Origin of the sequence: Streptomyces sp. CBMA156, from assembly GCF_014596515.1 — a bacterium.
Taxonomy (GTDB): domain Bacteria; phylum Actinomycetota; class Actinomycetes; order Streptomycetales; family Streptomycetaceae; genus Kitasatospora.
This window is the reverse complement of sequence record NZ_MSJQ01000317.1, coordinates 36,997-50,534: the sequence shown is the minus strand read 5'-3', so window position 1 is coordinate 50,534 and position 13,538 is coordinate 36,997. Positions and strand designations below refer to the sequence as shown.

8 protein-coding genes and 1 pseudogene are annotated in these 13,538 nt (G+C 74.1%); 2 read left to right on the top strand and 7 right to left on the bottom strand.

Annotation, left to right across the window (positions count from 1 at the left end; all coding sequences use genetic code 11):
• From BU198_RS27620 to BU198_RS27610, 3 genes and pseudogenes are all read right to left on the bottom strand, one after another.
• Window positions 1–204, bottom strand: a pseudogene (locus tag BU198_RS27620) (hypothetical protein); the annotation flags it as partial.
• Between the two features lie 77 nt (window positions 205–281).
• A complete protein-coding gene (locus BU198_RS27615; protein ID WP_188299594.1) occupies window positions 282–1,112 on the bottom strand; it encodes a leucyl/phenylalanyl-tRNA--protein transferase in 831 nt (276 codons plus the stop codon).
• A complete protein-coding gene (locus tag BU198_RS27610) occupies window positions 1,109–4,564 on the bottom strand; it encodes an amino acid adenylation domain-containing protein (protein WP_188299593.1) in 3,456 nt (1,151 codons plus the stop codon). Before BU198_RS27610 ends, BU198_RS27615 begins: the two co-directional genes overlap by 4 nt.
• Window positions 4,565–4,796: 232 nt before the next feature.
• Between BU198_RS27610 and BU198_RS27605 the strand changes: the two genes are divergently transcribed.
• Window positions 4,797–8,018, top strand: a complete 3,222-nt coding sequence (locus BU198_RS27605; protein WP_188299592.1) for a putative bifunctional diguanylate cyclase/phosphodiesterase — start codon at window positions 4,797–4,799, stop codon at window positions 8,016–8,018.
• 8 nt (window positions 8,019–8,026) lie between these two features.
• Here BU198_RS27605 and BU198_RS27600 read toward each other — a convergent pair whose 3' ends face one another.
• Together BU198_RS27600 and BU198_RS27595 are read right to left on the bottom strand one after the other, a co-directional pair.
• Entirely contained in the window at window positions 8,027–8,260 is a 234-nt protein-coding gene (locus tag BU198_RS27600) for a hypothetical protein (RefSeq protein ID WP_188299591.1), read from the bottom strand.
• A gap of 121 nt (window positions 8,261–8,381) precedes the next feature.
• Window positions 8,382–8,693, bottom strand: coding sequence for an ArsR/SmtB family transcription factor (locus BU198_RS27595; protein ID WP_188299590.1), 312 nt, complete (start codon window positions 8,691–8,693; stop codon window positions 8,382–8,384).
• Between the two features lie 231 nt (window positions 8,694–8,924).
• Here BU198_RS27595 and BU198_RS27590 point away from each other — a divergent pair, with 231 nt between their 5' ends.
• A complete protein-coding gene (locus tag BU198_RS27590) occupies window positions 8,925–10,475 on the top strand; it encodes an MFS transporter (protein ID WP_317620347.1) in 1,551 nt (516 codons plus the stop codon).
• A 59-nt stretch (window positions 10,476–10,534) separates the two neighbouring features.
• Here BU198_RS27590 and BU198_RS27585 read toward each other — a convergent pair whose 3' ends face one another.
• The gene (locus BU198_RS27585; RefSeq protein WP_188299588.1) at window positions 10,535–12,349 is read right to left on the bottom strand and encodes a CocE/NonD family hydrolase C-terminal non-catalytic domain-containing protein; all 1,815 of its coding nucleotides are present in this window, start codon (window positions 12,347–12,349) and stop codon (window positions 10,535–10,537) included.
• Between the two features lie 278 nt (window positions 12,350–12,627).
• Window positions 12,628–13,473, bottom strand: a complete 846-nt coding sequence (locus tag BU198_RS27580; RefSeq protein ID WP_411293240.1) for a helix-turn-helix domain-containing protein — start codon at window positions 13,471–13,473, stop codon at window positions 12,628–12,630.
• Window positions 13,474–13,538 lie beyond the last annotated feature (65 nt).

The following is a 13,538-nucleotide window of genomic DNA, read 5'->3' as shown; positions in this document are numbered from 1 at the left end:
GGCGGGCTTGGCGACGGCGGCCGGGCTGCCCCCGGCGGCGGTCGCGGCCGGTTCCTCGGCGGTGGCGGTGGCGGTGGCCGGTACGGCACCGGCCTGGGAGGTACCAGGGTCGGCCGGCCCGCACGCGGCGGCGGCCCCGACGAGGACGAGGGTGAGGGTGAGGGCGGCGGGGCCGACGGCCCTGCCTATGGAACTCTTGAGCACGCGGCGTCATGTTACTGACGGGGAATAAGTTTGTCGAAGACAGGCCAAAGATCGGGCAGGGATGGTCCGACCGCAGGTCAGCCCCCAGGTCGGCCCAGGCGCGCCGCCGGCAACGGTGCTCCCTCCAGCACGCCGGCCCCGCCGCCGGACAGCTCCGCGAGGTACCGCGACCGCGCCATCGGCTCGGCGCCCAGGCTCCGTACGTGCGGACCGTCCCACTGGGCGTCGAGCAGCCGCCCGCCCGCCGCGGCGAACCGCGCCCCGAGGTCGGCGACGGCGACCCGGGCGGCATCCGGGCGGCGATGGAACATCGAGTCCAGGCTCAGCACCGGCCCGACCGCGACCCCGAACACCCCGCCGACCAGCTCCTCCCCCTCCCACACCTCCCCGCTGTGCGCCGCCCCCAGCTCGTGCAGCCGCAGCATCGCCGCCGCCAACTCCTCGGTGAGCCATACCGGTTGGCGCCCCTCAGCGCAGGCCTCCAGCACCTGCCCGAAGGCCCGGTCGGCGCTCGTCCACCACGAGGACCGGTTGCGCAGCCGCCGCGCCAGCCGGCTCCCGAGCCGTACGGCGCCGGGGGCGATCACCGGCCGCGGGTCGGGCGACCACCAGGCCAGCGCGTACGGGTCGGCCCCGCCCGGCAGCAGTGCCACCTCGCCCGCCTCGACGGCCTCGCCGTACACCACCTCGTTGTACGCGCTCGCGTAGACGTCCGCCGCCGGCAGTGGGAACAGCCCGTGCCGGTACGCCGCCAGCAGTTCCCCAGCATCGGGCGCCCCGCCCGAACCGCCGGAACCACCTGAACCGCCGGAACCGGGTGAACCGAGCGACCCGCCGAAGGCCACCGGCCCTTCCCCCGGCCCGCGTCGCAGGTCCAACGCGTCCAGGGCGGCGCCGAAGGAGCTCACGACGCCGCCCGCAGGAAGCCCTCGCGCTCCAGCCCGGCCAGGTAGTGGTCGATCAACCCCGCGTCCACCGGCGGAAGTTCGATCCCGCTCCCGGCCAGCGCCGCGTCCGCGTTCGTCCGCTCGAACAGCGGGAACGTCGGCCGGAAGTACATCTCGCTGATCGACAGTTCCGATCCCGGGGCGCGGTCCACGAACAGTGGGACGAACGGTGCGATCGGGTGCGTCGGGTTCCCCGCGGCGAACCGGATCATCCGCTGCACCCAGTCCCCGTACGGCAGTCGGGCGATCCGGTGCCCGCGTGCCCGCAGCCGCCCGGCGAGATCGGCGAGGACGCCGGGCCGCGGGGAGGTGAGATGGTAGGCCTCGCCGGCGGCGGGTGCGTGGGCGGCGATGTGGGCGATGGCCCGGGCGAAGCGGTCGGCCGGGACGAAGTCCAGCAGCAGCTGCACGTCCGGGCTGGTCCCGCTGTCGGCCAGGTAGGCGATCAGCGCGCACAGTTCGGTGCCGGTGTTCATCACCCCGTCCGCCAGGTCCCCGGTGACGTCGTTGGTGCGCAGCACGGTGACCGGCAGCCCGGCGGCCGCCGCGTTGTGCAGCAGCTGCTCGGCGACCCACTTGCTCTCGACGTAGCCGACGCCGAGCCGTTCGGGGTGGGCGAGCGGGGTCCGTTCGGTGACCTTCGGGACGCCGGCCGCGCCGAAGCCGGCCAGCACCGCGAGGGTGGAGAGGTAGTGCACGGGGATGCCCCGGCTGTGCCCGGCGAGCCGGACGACCTCCCGGGTGCCGCCGACGTTGGCCTCCCGCAACTGATGGTACGGGTAGAGGAAGTTGACCTGTCCGCCGAGGTGGTGGATGGCGTCCAGGTGTTCGGCCATCCAGTGGAACCGGCGGTCCGTCAGCCCCAGTCGCGGCCGGGTGAGGTCGCCGGCCAGCGGCACCACCCGCGGGTCGGCGAGGTCGTGCCGCAGGAAGCGCTGCTGCGCGGCCCGCAGCCGTTCCAGCGCGTGCTCCTCGTCGGGCGCGCGGACCAGGCAGTGGATGCGCGCCCCGGTGGTGGCGAGCAGTGTGTGCAACAGGTGGGCGCCGCAGAAGCCGGTGGCGCCGGTGAGCAGGATCTCGGCGGGGTCGGCGCGGGAGGGCGCCGGGCTCCAGGACTGCCGGATGCCCTCGGCGAGCCGGGCCTCCGCGAACCAGTCGACGGCGGCCTCGGGCCGTCCGAGGCCGGCGGGGGCCTGTGCCCGCGACTCCGTACCCGTCTCCGCACTCGACTCGGCACCCGCCTCCGCGCGCGCCTCCTGCAACGCCCCCGCGAAGGCCCGCAGTACGGGTGCGCGCAGCAGCGCCCGGGTGAGCGTCCGCACCTGCCCGACGTCGATGCCGAACATGATCCGGGCCCGGGCCAGCATCTCCATCGCGAGCAGCGAGGTACCGCCGAGCGCGAAGAAGTCGCCGTCCGGGCCGACGTGTTCGACCCCGAGCAGCTCCGCCCACAGCCGCCCGACGGCCTCCTCCACCGCCCCCGCTCCGGACGCCCCGGGTGTCGGGGAGGCCGGTGCCGAGGAAGCGGGCGCCGGGGAAGCGGGTGCCGCCGGACGCACCGGGGCGTGCGGCAGCCGCCGCCGGTCGATCTTCCCGGCGGCCGTGAGCGGCATCGCCTCCAGCGGCACGAACCGCGCCGGCACCAGGTACTCCGGCAGCCGCTCGGCCAGGAAGGCCCGGAGCCCCGCCGCACCGCCGGCCGCCCCGGCGGCGGGCGTGTAGTACGCGGTGAGCGTCCGGGTGCCGTCCGCCGCCTGCCCGTCGGCCGCGACCCTGGCCTGCCGGACGTCCGGGTGGGCGGCCAGGACGGCCTCGATCTCGGCCGGGTCCACCCGGTGCCCGCGCACCTTCACCTGGTCGTCGAAGCGTCCCAGGATCTCCAACTGCCCGTCCGCCCGCCAGCGTCCGGCGTCACCGGTGCGGTACATCCGCTCACCGGGCAGCGGCGCGTACGGGTCGGGCAGGAAGGACTCGGCGGTCAGCCCGGCCTGCCGCCAGTAGCCGCGGGCCAGGCCGGGACCGCCGAGGTGGATCTGCCCCTTCTCCCCGGGCCGGACGGGGCGCAGCCGCGAGTCCAGCACGTGCACCCGCACGCCGGGCAGCGGCCGTCCGATCGGCACCGGCGCGGCGGAGGCGCCGGGGCCCCCGCCCAGCAGCTCCGCCGTGACCACGCAGAGCGTCGAGGTGACGGCCGCCTCGGTGACCCCGTACGCGTTGAGCAGCCGTGCGCCGGGCAGCCGTTCCAGGCAGCGCAGGCAGTCGTCGGCGTGCACCGCGTCCCCGCCGACCACGACCAGCCGCAGGCCCTGCGGCCCGGGGCCGCCGGGCGGGAGCAGGTCGAGCAGGTGGTGCCAGTAGGCGGGGGTGAAGTCGGCGACGGCCAGGCCGAGCCCGGGCAGCCGGCCGGCCAGCTCGGTGGGCGCCCAGGTGCCGCCCGCGCTCCCGCCGCCGCCCAGGACGACCGTCGCGCCCGCGAGCAAGGCGCCGAGCACCTGCTCCAGCGCGGTGTCGGAGCCCAGCGCGGCCAGGTTCAGGACGTGTTCGCCGGGGCGCAGCCGGTAGGCGTGGACGATCCGGTCGAGGGTGAACAGCAGTGCGCGGTGGGTGACCGGCACGCCCTTGGGGCGGCCGGTCGTGCCGGAGGTGTAGATCAGGTAGGCGAGGTCGTCGGGGAGGGCGCCGTCCTGTCCGAGCACGTCCGCGCCGAGAGGCTCCGGCTCGTCCGCGCCGAGAAGCCCCGGCACGTTCGCACCGACAGGCCCCTGCGCGTCCGCGCCGGAGGACCCGGGCGCGGAGACCCGCACCACTCCCGGGAGTTCGTCACCGTCCGCGCCCCCGGTGGGACCCTCCGCGACCGACACCCGCGCCCCGCAGTCCTCGACCAGCCGGGCCAGCCGCCGCCGTGGGTGCGCCGGGTCCAGCGGCAGGAAGGCCCCGCCGGCCTTGAGCACGGCCAGCCAGGCGGTCACCAGCCCCGCCCCGCGCTCCAGGCAGACCGGCACCACCTGTTCGGGGCCGACCCCGTACGCCCGCAGCGCGGCGGCCAACCGGTCGCTGCGCAGGTCGAGTTCGCGGTAGCTCAGGGTGGCGTCCTCGGCGAGGACGGCGACCGCCTCCGGGTCGTGCGCCGCCCGCGCGCGGAACAGTCCGTGCACCGTGTCCGCGAATCCGGCCGCCTCCCGCCGGACGGGGGTGCCGCCGGCGAAGCCCAGCCCGGCCGGGCGCCACGCGCGTTCCACCCACTCCCGGCAGTCGGCCGGGCCGGCCGGCCCGTGGACCTGCTGCCAGCCGGCCGGAACGGTCAGGCCGCCGGGCCAGATCGCATACTGACCGTGGCCGTTGCGGACCACGGCGTGACGCCCGGAGTTCACATCCGTCCGTACGCCCTGTGCGCTGTCTGCTGCGTCGTCCACCGGCTTGACCTCGTGCTGTGACGGCAGAATGCTGGGGAGTGCGACATTTCCGACTATACGCACTCCTGCCTTGTCGAGGACGTCCGGTCGCACCCCCCACCGGACGCCTCGCTGCTGCGCGAAAGCGCCCATCCGCCCCACCGGGCCGGCTCCGTACCCCCCGGCCCGGCCCGCCCTCGCCCGAACTCCCCCGCCCGACCGGTGGGGTGATGTCGCGGAGGAGGTAGCTTCGTTGACTCGCCGGCGACACCGCCTGATGGTCCTTTACCTGCTCTGGATGGTGCTGTTCACCGGCATCTACTACGCGAATCCGGGCCAGCGGATCATCTGGTGGACGGGCATCGGCCTGGGCGGCGTCGTCGCCATCGTGGCCGGCGTCCGGCTCAACCGCCCCGCCCACGCGCGGTTCTGGTACGTGCTGGCGCTCGCCAACCTCAGCTTCACCGTGGGTGAGGTGGTACAGGCCGTCCAGCTGGACATCCTGCACCTGCCCAACCCCTTCCCCTCCGTCGCGGACGGCTTCTACCTCGCCGAGTACGTGCTGTACGCGGTCGGCGTGCTGGGCTTCATCCGCTGGCGCACGGCCCGTCAGGACCTCGCCGGGCTGCTCGACGCCCTCATCCCCACCATCGGGATCGCCCTGCTCGCCTGGATCTACCTGATCCTCCCGTACGCCAGGAACCCGGACCTCGACTGGTTCCAGAAGGCCGTCTCGATCGCCTACCCGCTGGGCGACGTGGTCGTGCTCGCCCTGCTGCTGCGCCTGCTGACCCCGCGCGGCGGCAACTCCCGCTCGCTGCAACTGCTCGCCGTCGGCTCACTCGGCATCCTGGTCTCCGACGTGCTGTACGGGCTGATCCAGCTGCACGGCACCTGGCACATCGGCACGCCGGTCGAACTCGGCTGGGCCGCCTTCTACACCGCCTGGGGCGCGGCCGCGCTGCACCCTTCGATGGTCGAGCTGACCCGGCCGGTGCCCACCCAGCAGCCGGACCTGGGCACCGCCCGGCTGGTGCTGCTCACCCTCGCCTCGCTCATCGCGCCCGCCATCCTGATCATCGAGGCACTGGCCGGCAACACCAGCAACGCGGGCGTGATCGGCGCCTTCTCCGCGCTGCTGTACCTGCTGGTGCTGGCCCGGCTGGCGGTGGTCGTCTCCGCCCGCAGGCAGGCCGTGGCGCGCGAACGGGCGCTGCGCGAGGCGGGCGCCCGGCTGACCGCGGCCGTCACGGTGGAGGAGGTCGCGAACGCCGTCCAGTCCGCCGCCTCCACCCTGATGCCGGCCGAGCCCGGGCACGTCGCCCTGCTCACGGTGGCCGGGGACGGCGTGCTGCACGTCCGGCACGCCGGGCGCGGCGCCGCGCCGCACGCTGCCGGGGACGCCGCGCGCTCCGACGAGGTGCTGGCCCTCGCCGCCGCCAGAAGGACGCTGCTGCTGCCCGTCGCGTCCCTCGGCCTGAGCCCCGGGCGCGACGCCCTGGACCCCGGGCGCGACCTGCCGAGCCCCGGCCGCGACCGCCCGGGCCCCGAGGGCGAGCGGCGCACCCGCCTCGGCGGCATGCCGTACGCCCTGGTCTGCCCGCTGACCCTCGCCGAGCGCCCCTCCGGCGACCCGCTGATCGGCGCGCTGATCGTCACCGGCACCGAGCAGGAGCTGATCAGCCTCTGGGGCTCGCTGGAGATCCTCGCCGCGCAGGCGGCCCTCGCCGTCGAGCGGGTGGTGCTGAGCCAGGAGGTCGCCCGCCGCAACAGCGAGCTGTACTTCCGCACCCTGGTGCAGAACTCCAGCGACGTCATCCTGATCCTCGACGCCGACGACGGCGTGCGCTACGCCTCCCCCTCCGCCGAGACGGTGCTCGGCCACCCCGGCCTGGCGGGCACCCTGCTGACCGACCTCGTCCCGCCCGAGGACAGCCGGGAGGTCGGCAAGGCGCTGGCCCGGATGCGCGGGGCCGCCGACCAGCCCAGGAGCGAGCAGCCCCGCGAGCACTGGCGGCTGCTGCGCCAGGACCACACCCCGATCGAGGCCGAGGTCCGCTTCAACGACCTGCGCGCGGACCCGACCGTCGGCGCCCTGGTGCTCACCCTGCGCGACGTGACCGAGCAGCGGCAGATGGAGCGCGAGCTGACCCACCGGGCCTTCCACGACTCGCTGACCGGCCTGGCCAACCGGGTGCTGTTCCAGGACCGGGTCGGGCACGCGCTCTCCCGGGGCGAGCGCAGCGGGGCCGTCACCGGGGTGCTCTTCATCGACCTGGACGACTTCAAGGTGGTCAACGACACCCAGGGCCACGCGGTCGGCGACGAACTGCTGGTCGCCGTCTCGCTGCGGATCTCCACCGCGCTGCGCGCCTCGGACACCGCCGCCAGGCTCGGCGGCGACGAGTTCGCCGTCCTGGTGGAGGACGCGCGGCGGCCCTCCGACGTGGACACCATCGCGGCCGGCGTGCTGGCGGTGTTCGCCGAACCGTTCCGGCTCAAGGCGGGCGCGGTGCGGGTGACCGCCAGCATCGGCGTGGCGACCACCGAGGACAGCGTGGACGCGGCCGAGCTGCTCACCCACGCCGACCTCGCGCTCTACTCCGCCAAGGCGGCCGGCCGCCGCCAGTGGTGCCACTACCGGCCGGCTCTCCAGACCGGGATGGTGGAGCGGCACGAGCTGAACGAGCACCTGGACTCGGCGATCGCGGAATCGGCCTTCCAGCTGTACTACCAGCCGATCGTCGACCTCCGCTCGGGCGACCTGGTCGCCTTCGAGGCGCTGGTCCGCTGGCCGCACGACCGGCGCGGCATGGTGCTGCCCGACGAGTTCATCGCCCTCGCCGAGGAGAGCGGCCAGATCGTCCCGCTCGGCGCCTGGGTGCTGGAGCGCGCCGCCCAGGAGGTCGCCGCCTGGCACGCCGCGAGCTCGGCGCTCCGCACCGCCGCCGGCCGGCCGCCGCTGCGGGTGAACGTCAACGTCTCGGCCCGCCAGTTCCGCGACGCGGGCTTCGTGGAGGTGGTCCGCCGGGCACTGGCCACCTCCGGCATCGACCCGCACACCCTCGTCCTGGAGCTCACCGAGTCCGTGCTGATGCGCCGCGACGACCGCATCCACGCCGACATGGCCACCCTGTCCGGCCTCGGCGTCGGCATCGCCATCGACGACTTCGGCACCGGCTACTCGTCGCTGTCCTACCTGCGCGAGTTCCCGATCTCACTGCTCAAGATCGACAAGTCCTTCATCGACGGCCTCGGCCACTCGCCCCAGCAGTACGCCCTGGTCGAGGGCATCACCCGGATCGCCGACACCCTCGGCGTCCAGGTCATCGCGGAGGGCATCGAGCACCCGGAGCAGCGGGACCTGCTCGCCGCGATGGGCTGCCCGCTCGGCCAGGGCTACCTCTTCGCCCACCCCATGGACTCGGCGCAGGCGCGCGCCCTGGTCCGCAAGACGGCCTACGAACCCGCCTGAGGGCGGGGCTACTCCTTGCGGAGGGCCCGTGACAGGACGGTGAGCAGCGGGAGCGTGGGCGTCGCGAGGCCCGCCTCGACGGCGCGCACGTCGGCCTCGGGGAGGCCCGAGCGGGCGGCGAGGTCGGGGAGGGCGAGGCCGAGGGCGGTGCGGCGGGCACGGACGGCACGTGCCAGAGCGGCGGCCGGATCGCCGTCGGGGTGGGCGGGGAAGTCCTCGATCAGGGGTCGCGCCAGATCCACCGGATCCTCCTCCTCGGCCTGCGGGGCGCACAGTCTGGCATGCCGCCGAGCGGGCGGCCCCCAAGCGGAGGTCAAGGTTCCTTGACCTCCGCTTGGGGCGCCCACCGGGGTTTCCGGACGCTCAGGAGTCCGTGCGGAGCAGGTCGAGCAGCCCAGGGAAGCGCCGGTCGAGCTCCTCGCGGCGCAGCGTGGCCGCGCGACTGTTGCCCCGGTCGACCTGGCGGATCAGTCCGGCCTCCCGCATCACCCGGAAGTGGTGGGTGAGCGTGGACTTGGAGACCGGGAGGTCGAAGGAGGCGCAGGTGCGCGCCGTTCCCTCGGCCTCCCGCAGCAGGGCGGAGATCACCCCGTAGCGCAGCGGATCGGCGAGCGCGTTGAGCACGGTCCGCAGGTCCATCTCCTCGGTCGAGGGGTGGCCTTCCGGGTCGGGCATCGGATCCTCCATCCTCAGGCGTCCTCAGGTATGGGTTGCATCGTACCTCGGTCGCATGCCACCGTGAGGTTCGATCAAATCCTTACCTGGCCGTCGGGACCGACGGCCGGTCCGAGCCTGGAGTCACGCCCCTTGCGTACGCAGAGCCTGCCCTCCGCCGTACCCGCGACCCGCCCCGCACCACAGCCACAGCCACAGCCACAGCCACAGCACGGGAGCACCCTGACGCTGGTGGCCGTCCTCCTCGCGGTGTTCGTCGTCCCGATGTCCATCTCCGGCACCGCGGTCGCCCTCCCCCGGATCGGCGCCGGCACCCACGCCGGCCTGGCCCCGCTCCAGTGGGTGGTCAACGCCTTCAACGTGGCCTTCGCCTGCTTCACCCTGGTCTGGGGCTCCGTCGCCGACGTCGTCGGCCGGGTCAGGGCCTTCGCGGCCGGCGTCGCCCTCTACGCCCTCGGCTCGCTGGCCGGCGCCGTGGCCCCCGGCGTGCTCTGGCTGGACGCCGCCCGCGCCCTCACCGGCATCGGCGGCGCCGCGATCTTCTCCTGCGGTGCCGCGATCCTCTCCACCGTCTTCGACGGGCCGGCCCGCGCCAGGGCCTTCGCGCTGTTCGGCACCGTCGCCGGCGTCGGCGTCGCCGTCGGCCCGACCCTGTCCGGTGTGCTGGTGCAGGGGCTCGGCTGGCGCTGGGTGTTCGCGGCGCACGCCGTCGCCGTCGCGCTCGTCCTGCCCGCGCTGCCCACGATCTCCCGCACCGTGCCGGCGCTGCCCGCCCCGCCCGCGGGGACGGCCAGGACCGGCCGCGGGCGGATCGACGTCCCCGGCAGCGCGCTGTTCGTGCTCGCCATGGTGCTGCTCACCACCGCCATCGTCCAGGGCTCCCAGTGGGGTTGGGGCAGCGCGGGAGTGCTCGGCCTGTTCCTCGGCGCGGCGCTCGTGCTGGCCGTCTTCGCCGTCGTCGAGCGCCGCACCGCCCACCCGATGCTGGACCTCGGCATGCTGCGCGACCGCCGCTTCGTCGGCCTCTGCCTGGTGCCGGTGGCCGCCTCCTTCGGCTTCGTCACCGTGCTCACCTACCTGCCGAGCTACCTGACCGCCGTCACCGGCCGCGGCACCGGCGCCGCCGGGCTGCTGATGCTGCTGCTCACCGCGCCGGTGCTGGCGCTCCCGATGCTCGCCGCCCGGCTGGTCACCCGCGGCGTGCCCGCGCTCACCCTGATCCGCCTCAGCCTGGTCTGCCTGGTGGCCGGCGATCTCGCCCTCACCCTGCTCTCCCCCTCCGCCACCGTCCTGCTGCTCGCCGCCCCGATGCTGGTCACCGGCGCCGGGATGGGCCTGTCGGCCGGCCTGGTCGACGGGCAGGCCCTGGCACTGGCCGACCCGGCCAAGGCGGGCATGGCGGCGGGCTTCCTCAACACCCTGCGCCTGGGCAGCGAGGCCGTCGCCGTGGCGGTGTACGGCTCCGCGCTGGCCACCGTGCTCGGCGGCCGGATCGCCGACGGCATCGGCGCGCACCCGGGCGCCGCCGGCGGGGCCGATCGGACCGCCGAGGTCACCGATGTCGCCGCGGTCACCGACCGGGCGGCCGGCGGGGACTTCGCGGGCGCCGCCGAACTGTCCGGCGCCACCGACCGGCACGCCTTCACGGACTTCCTCGCGCACGCCTACGACTCGGCCTTCCACTCCGTGCTGTGGGGCCTCGCGGTGGTCGGCGCGGTGCTGTCCGTCGCCATCGCATTCCTGCTGCGCGACGGCGGGCGGCCCCGGCAGACCGGGGCCTGAGCGGCCGGCGGACGGCCCGCCGCAGAGCCGCTGCGGCGGGCCGTCCTGCCTCCCGGGGATCAGCCGAGCGGCAGCTCCACGACAGCCTCACTGCCGGTCTGCGAGCTGACGGTGGTGGTGCTGATGACGGTGGTCGTGTTCGCGTGCGAGTACAGCGGGTCGCGGCTGTTGACGACCAGCGCCAGCCGGTGCCCGGCGGGCAGGTCGTAGGCGGTGGCCTGGAGCTGCCAGCTGACGGCGGTGTTGACGTTCGGGGTCAGGCCGGTGGCGGTGTAGGGCTCGTGGGTGATGATCCGCGCGGTGCCGTCCGGCGCGACGTCGTACAGGTACGCCACCAGCGTGGCGGCGTTGATGCTGTCGCGCACCGTGAGCCGTACGGTGGCGGCGCCCCGGATCCGCCGGGCGACGCCCTCGGAGCCGGTGAGCGGCTCGGTCGACCAGACCAGCAGCCGGGAGCGGTCGAACGCCTCCAGGTCGTAGACCTTGGGGTTGCCGAACCACTCCTTCTGTCCGGTCTTCATGATGGCGTCCACGGCGACGGCCTCGGTGACGGTGCCCGCGGTGAAGTCCCGCGACCACCCGGCGGCCGGCTTGTCGGACAGCGCGCCGTCACCGGAACCGTCGGCGCCCGTGAGGTACCAGGCCTCGCTGCCGGTGGTGACGTCGTCCCAGCTCGCGTGCGCCTCACGCCGCGCCGGGACGGTGATCAGGTTGCTGCCGCCGGGGATGGGGAGGGTCTTGTAGGTGAACATGGACTGGATGTTCACCTCCGGCCAGTCCGCCACCCCGTTGTCGGCGCCGAGCAGGTGGTGGTCCAGCCAGGCGTAGGCCTCCCGCATCGGCACCAGCAGTCCGGGGAACGGCAGGCTGGTCAGGATGCCGGTCAGCCCGGCGCCCTCGGGGGCGCCGTGGTCGCCGAGCCACAGGTTCAGCCGCTTCGGGACGGTCAGCTGCCTGAACGTGTCGACCACCGTGCCGACCGGGAACAGGGTCTCGTGCCAGCTGTTCGAGATGTAGGTCGGGATGCCGCGGGCGTTGGTGAGGTCCACGTACTCCTGCGGGGAACGCTCGGTGCCCCAGGCGACCACGGCGTCCAGGTTCCGGCCGGCGAGGAAGTCCTTGAGGATGCCCTGGGTGTCCTCGTCGAACTTCTCCTCCATCGGGCCGCCGGTGAAGTCGATCAGCAGTTGGACGGCCTCCAGGTGCCGGGTGCCGTTGTCGTAGAGGCTGGTGGCGAGGTTGCCCCAGGTGCTCGCCGCGGCGACGACGGAGACGCGGTCCTGCGGGTCGTGCGCGGCGACCAGCTGGCTGATCCCCGAGCCGTAGGACAGGCCGAGGAAGCCCACCTTGGACGGGGAGAACAACTCCTGTGCGTAGTCGATCACGGCGGAGCCGTCGGCCCAGTCCTTGTCCCCGGCGACGTCGACGAACCCCTCGGAGGTGGACAGCCACCCCGGGATGCCGATGCCGCGCGGGGAGTAGGCCAGCACGTGGTAGCCGCGGCGCGCCAGGGTGAGGTAGGCGAACAGGAACGGCAGCCACCCGTACGGGTTCCAGCCGGCGGGCACGATCACGACCGGGTGCGGGTTGCCGTCGTTCAGCTTGATGGTGAGCGCCGACAGGCGCTTGCCGTCGGGGCCGGCGATCCCGGTGACGTCGACCGAGGTGGCCTGCCGGACGTCGGCCACCAGCTTCGCGAGCTCCTCCGGGAGTTCGACGCCCGGCTCGCCCCGCAGGGCCGCCAGCAGGGCCCTGGCCACGTCGATGACGGCCTGGCTGACGACGGGGCCCGGGCCCCAGATGCCGTTGGCGGCGATGTCGGTGAGCGTCGCGTCGGTGATCGACGCGATCGGCGCTCCACTGTCAGTGGTCATGCGAAACCGCCCTTCCGTAACGGGATACTGACCGCATCCTGATCACCACGGGCAAAAGCAAACTGACCAGTCATCAGATTCACTGGTACGAGTGGCTCCCCCATTCAACTCCTGACACTTTCAGTAGAGTTGTAGTATCCGTGCCCTCACGGACCCGTACGCCCCGGACCGCTTCCCGCACGTCGACGACGGGCACCCCGGCGGCCGGGGCCGCCGCACACCGGATCCACCCCTTCGGGTGAACACCCGCCTCGCCGCCGAGGTGGACCGCCGGGGGATCAGCCTCCTCCCAGCGCCTCGACCGCCGAGCCGACCAGTGCCCGGGCCCGGTCGCCGTACACGGCCGTCGCGGACAACTTCTCGAAGGCGTCCAGGTAGTGGGCGATCTCGCGGGGCCTGGTCACGGTCAGGCTCGCCGTGAGGGTCTCCACCTCGACCCGGCCGCCGTCGTAGACGCTGAACGTCTCCAGCGGCCACACCTCCCGCTCCGCACCGGCCGGGATGACCCCCAGTGAGACGGCGGGCAGCGAGGTCGCGGCCAGCAGGTCCGCGAGCTGCCCGCGCATCGTCCCGGCGTCGCCGACCCGGTGGCGCAGCACCGACTCCTCCATCAGCAGCGCGAACCGCTGCCTGCCCTCCCTGACGATGCGCGACCGCGCGAGCCGGGCGTCGACCGCCTCGGCGACGTCGTCGGGCGTGCCGTGGAAGCGGGTGATGGCGGACAGCAGCGCCGTCGCGTACGCGCGGCTCTGGAGGAATCCGGGGACGAGCGTGGAGCTGTAGACCCGGAATACCTCGGTGCGCTCGAACAGCGGCACGTACGAGTTCTGCAACCGCGTGAGCCCGGTGCGCTGGAGGCGCCGCCACTCCACGTACATCGACTCGGCGGACCGCGTCGCGGCGATGAGGTCGGCGGACTGCTCCTCCGCGCCGCAGAGCCGGCACCAGGTGCGGATGTCCTCGTCGGACGGGGAGGTCAGCGCGTTGATGATCCTGGACGACTTGGAGGGGTGCCAGCCGGCCCGGAGGGCCAGCTCGCGCCCGTTGATTCCGGCGTCGCGGCACAACTCCCGGAGCCGGGAGGCGACTTCCTTCCGGGCCGCTTCCGCGCTGCTGGACGGCATGACTGAGGGCATGGTTCACCTGCCTGGGAGTGTCGGGGTGGACTGCCGGAGAGCCTAGCCACACC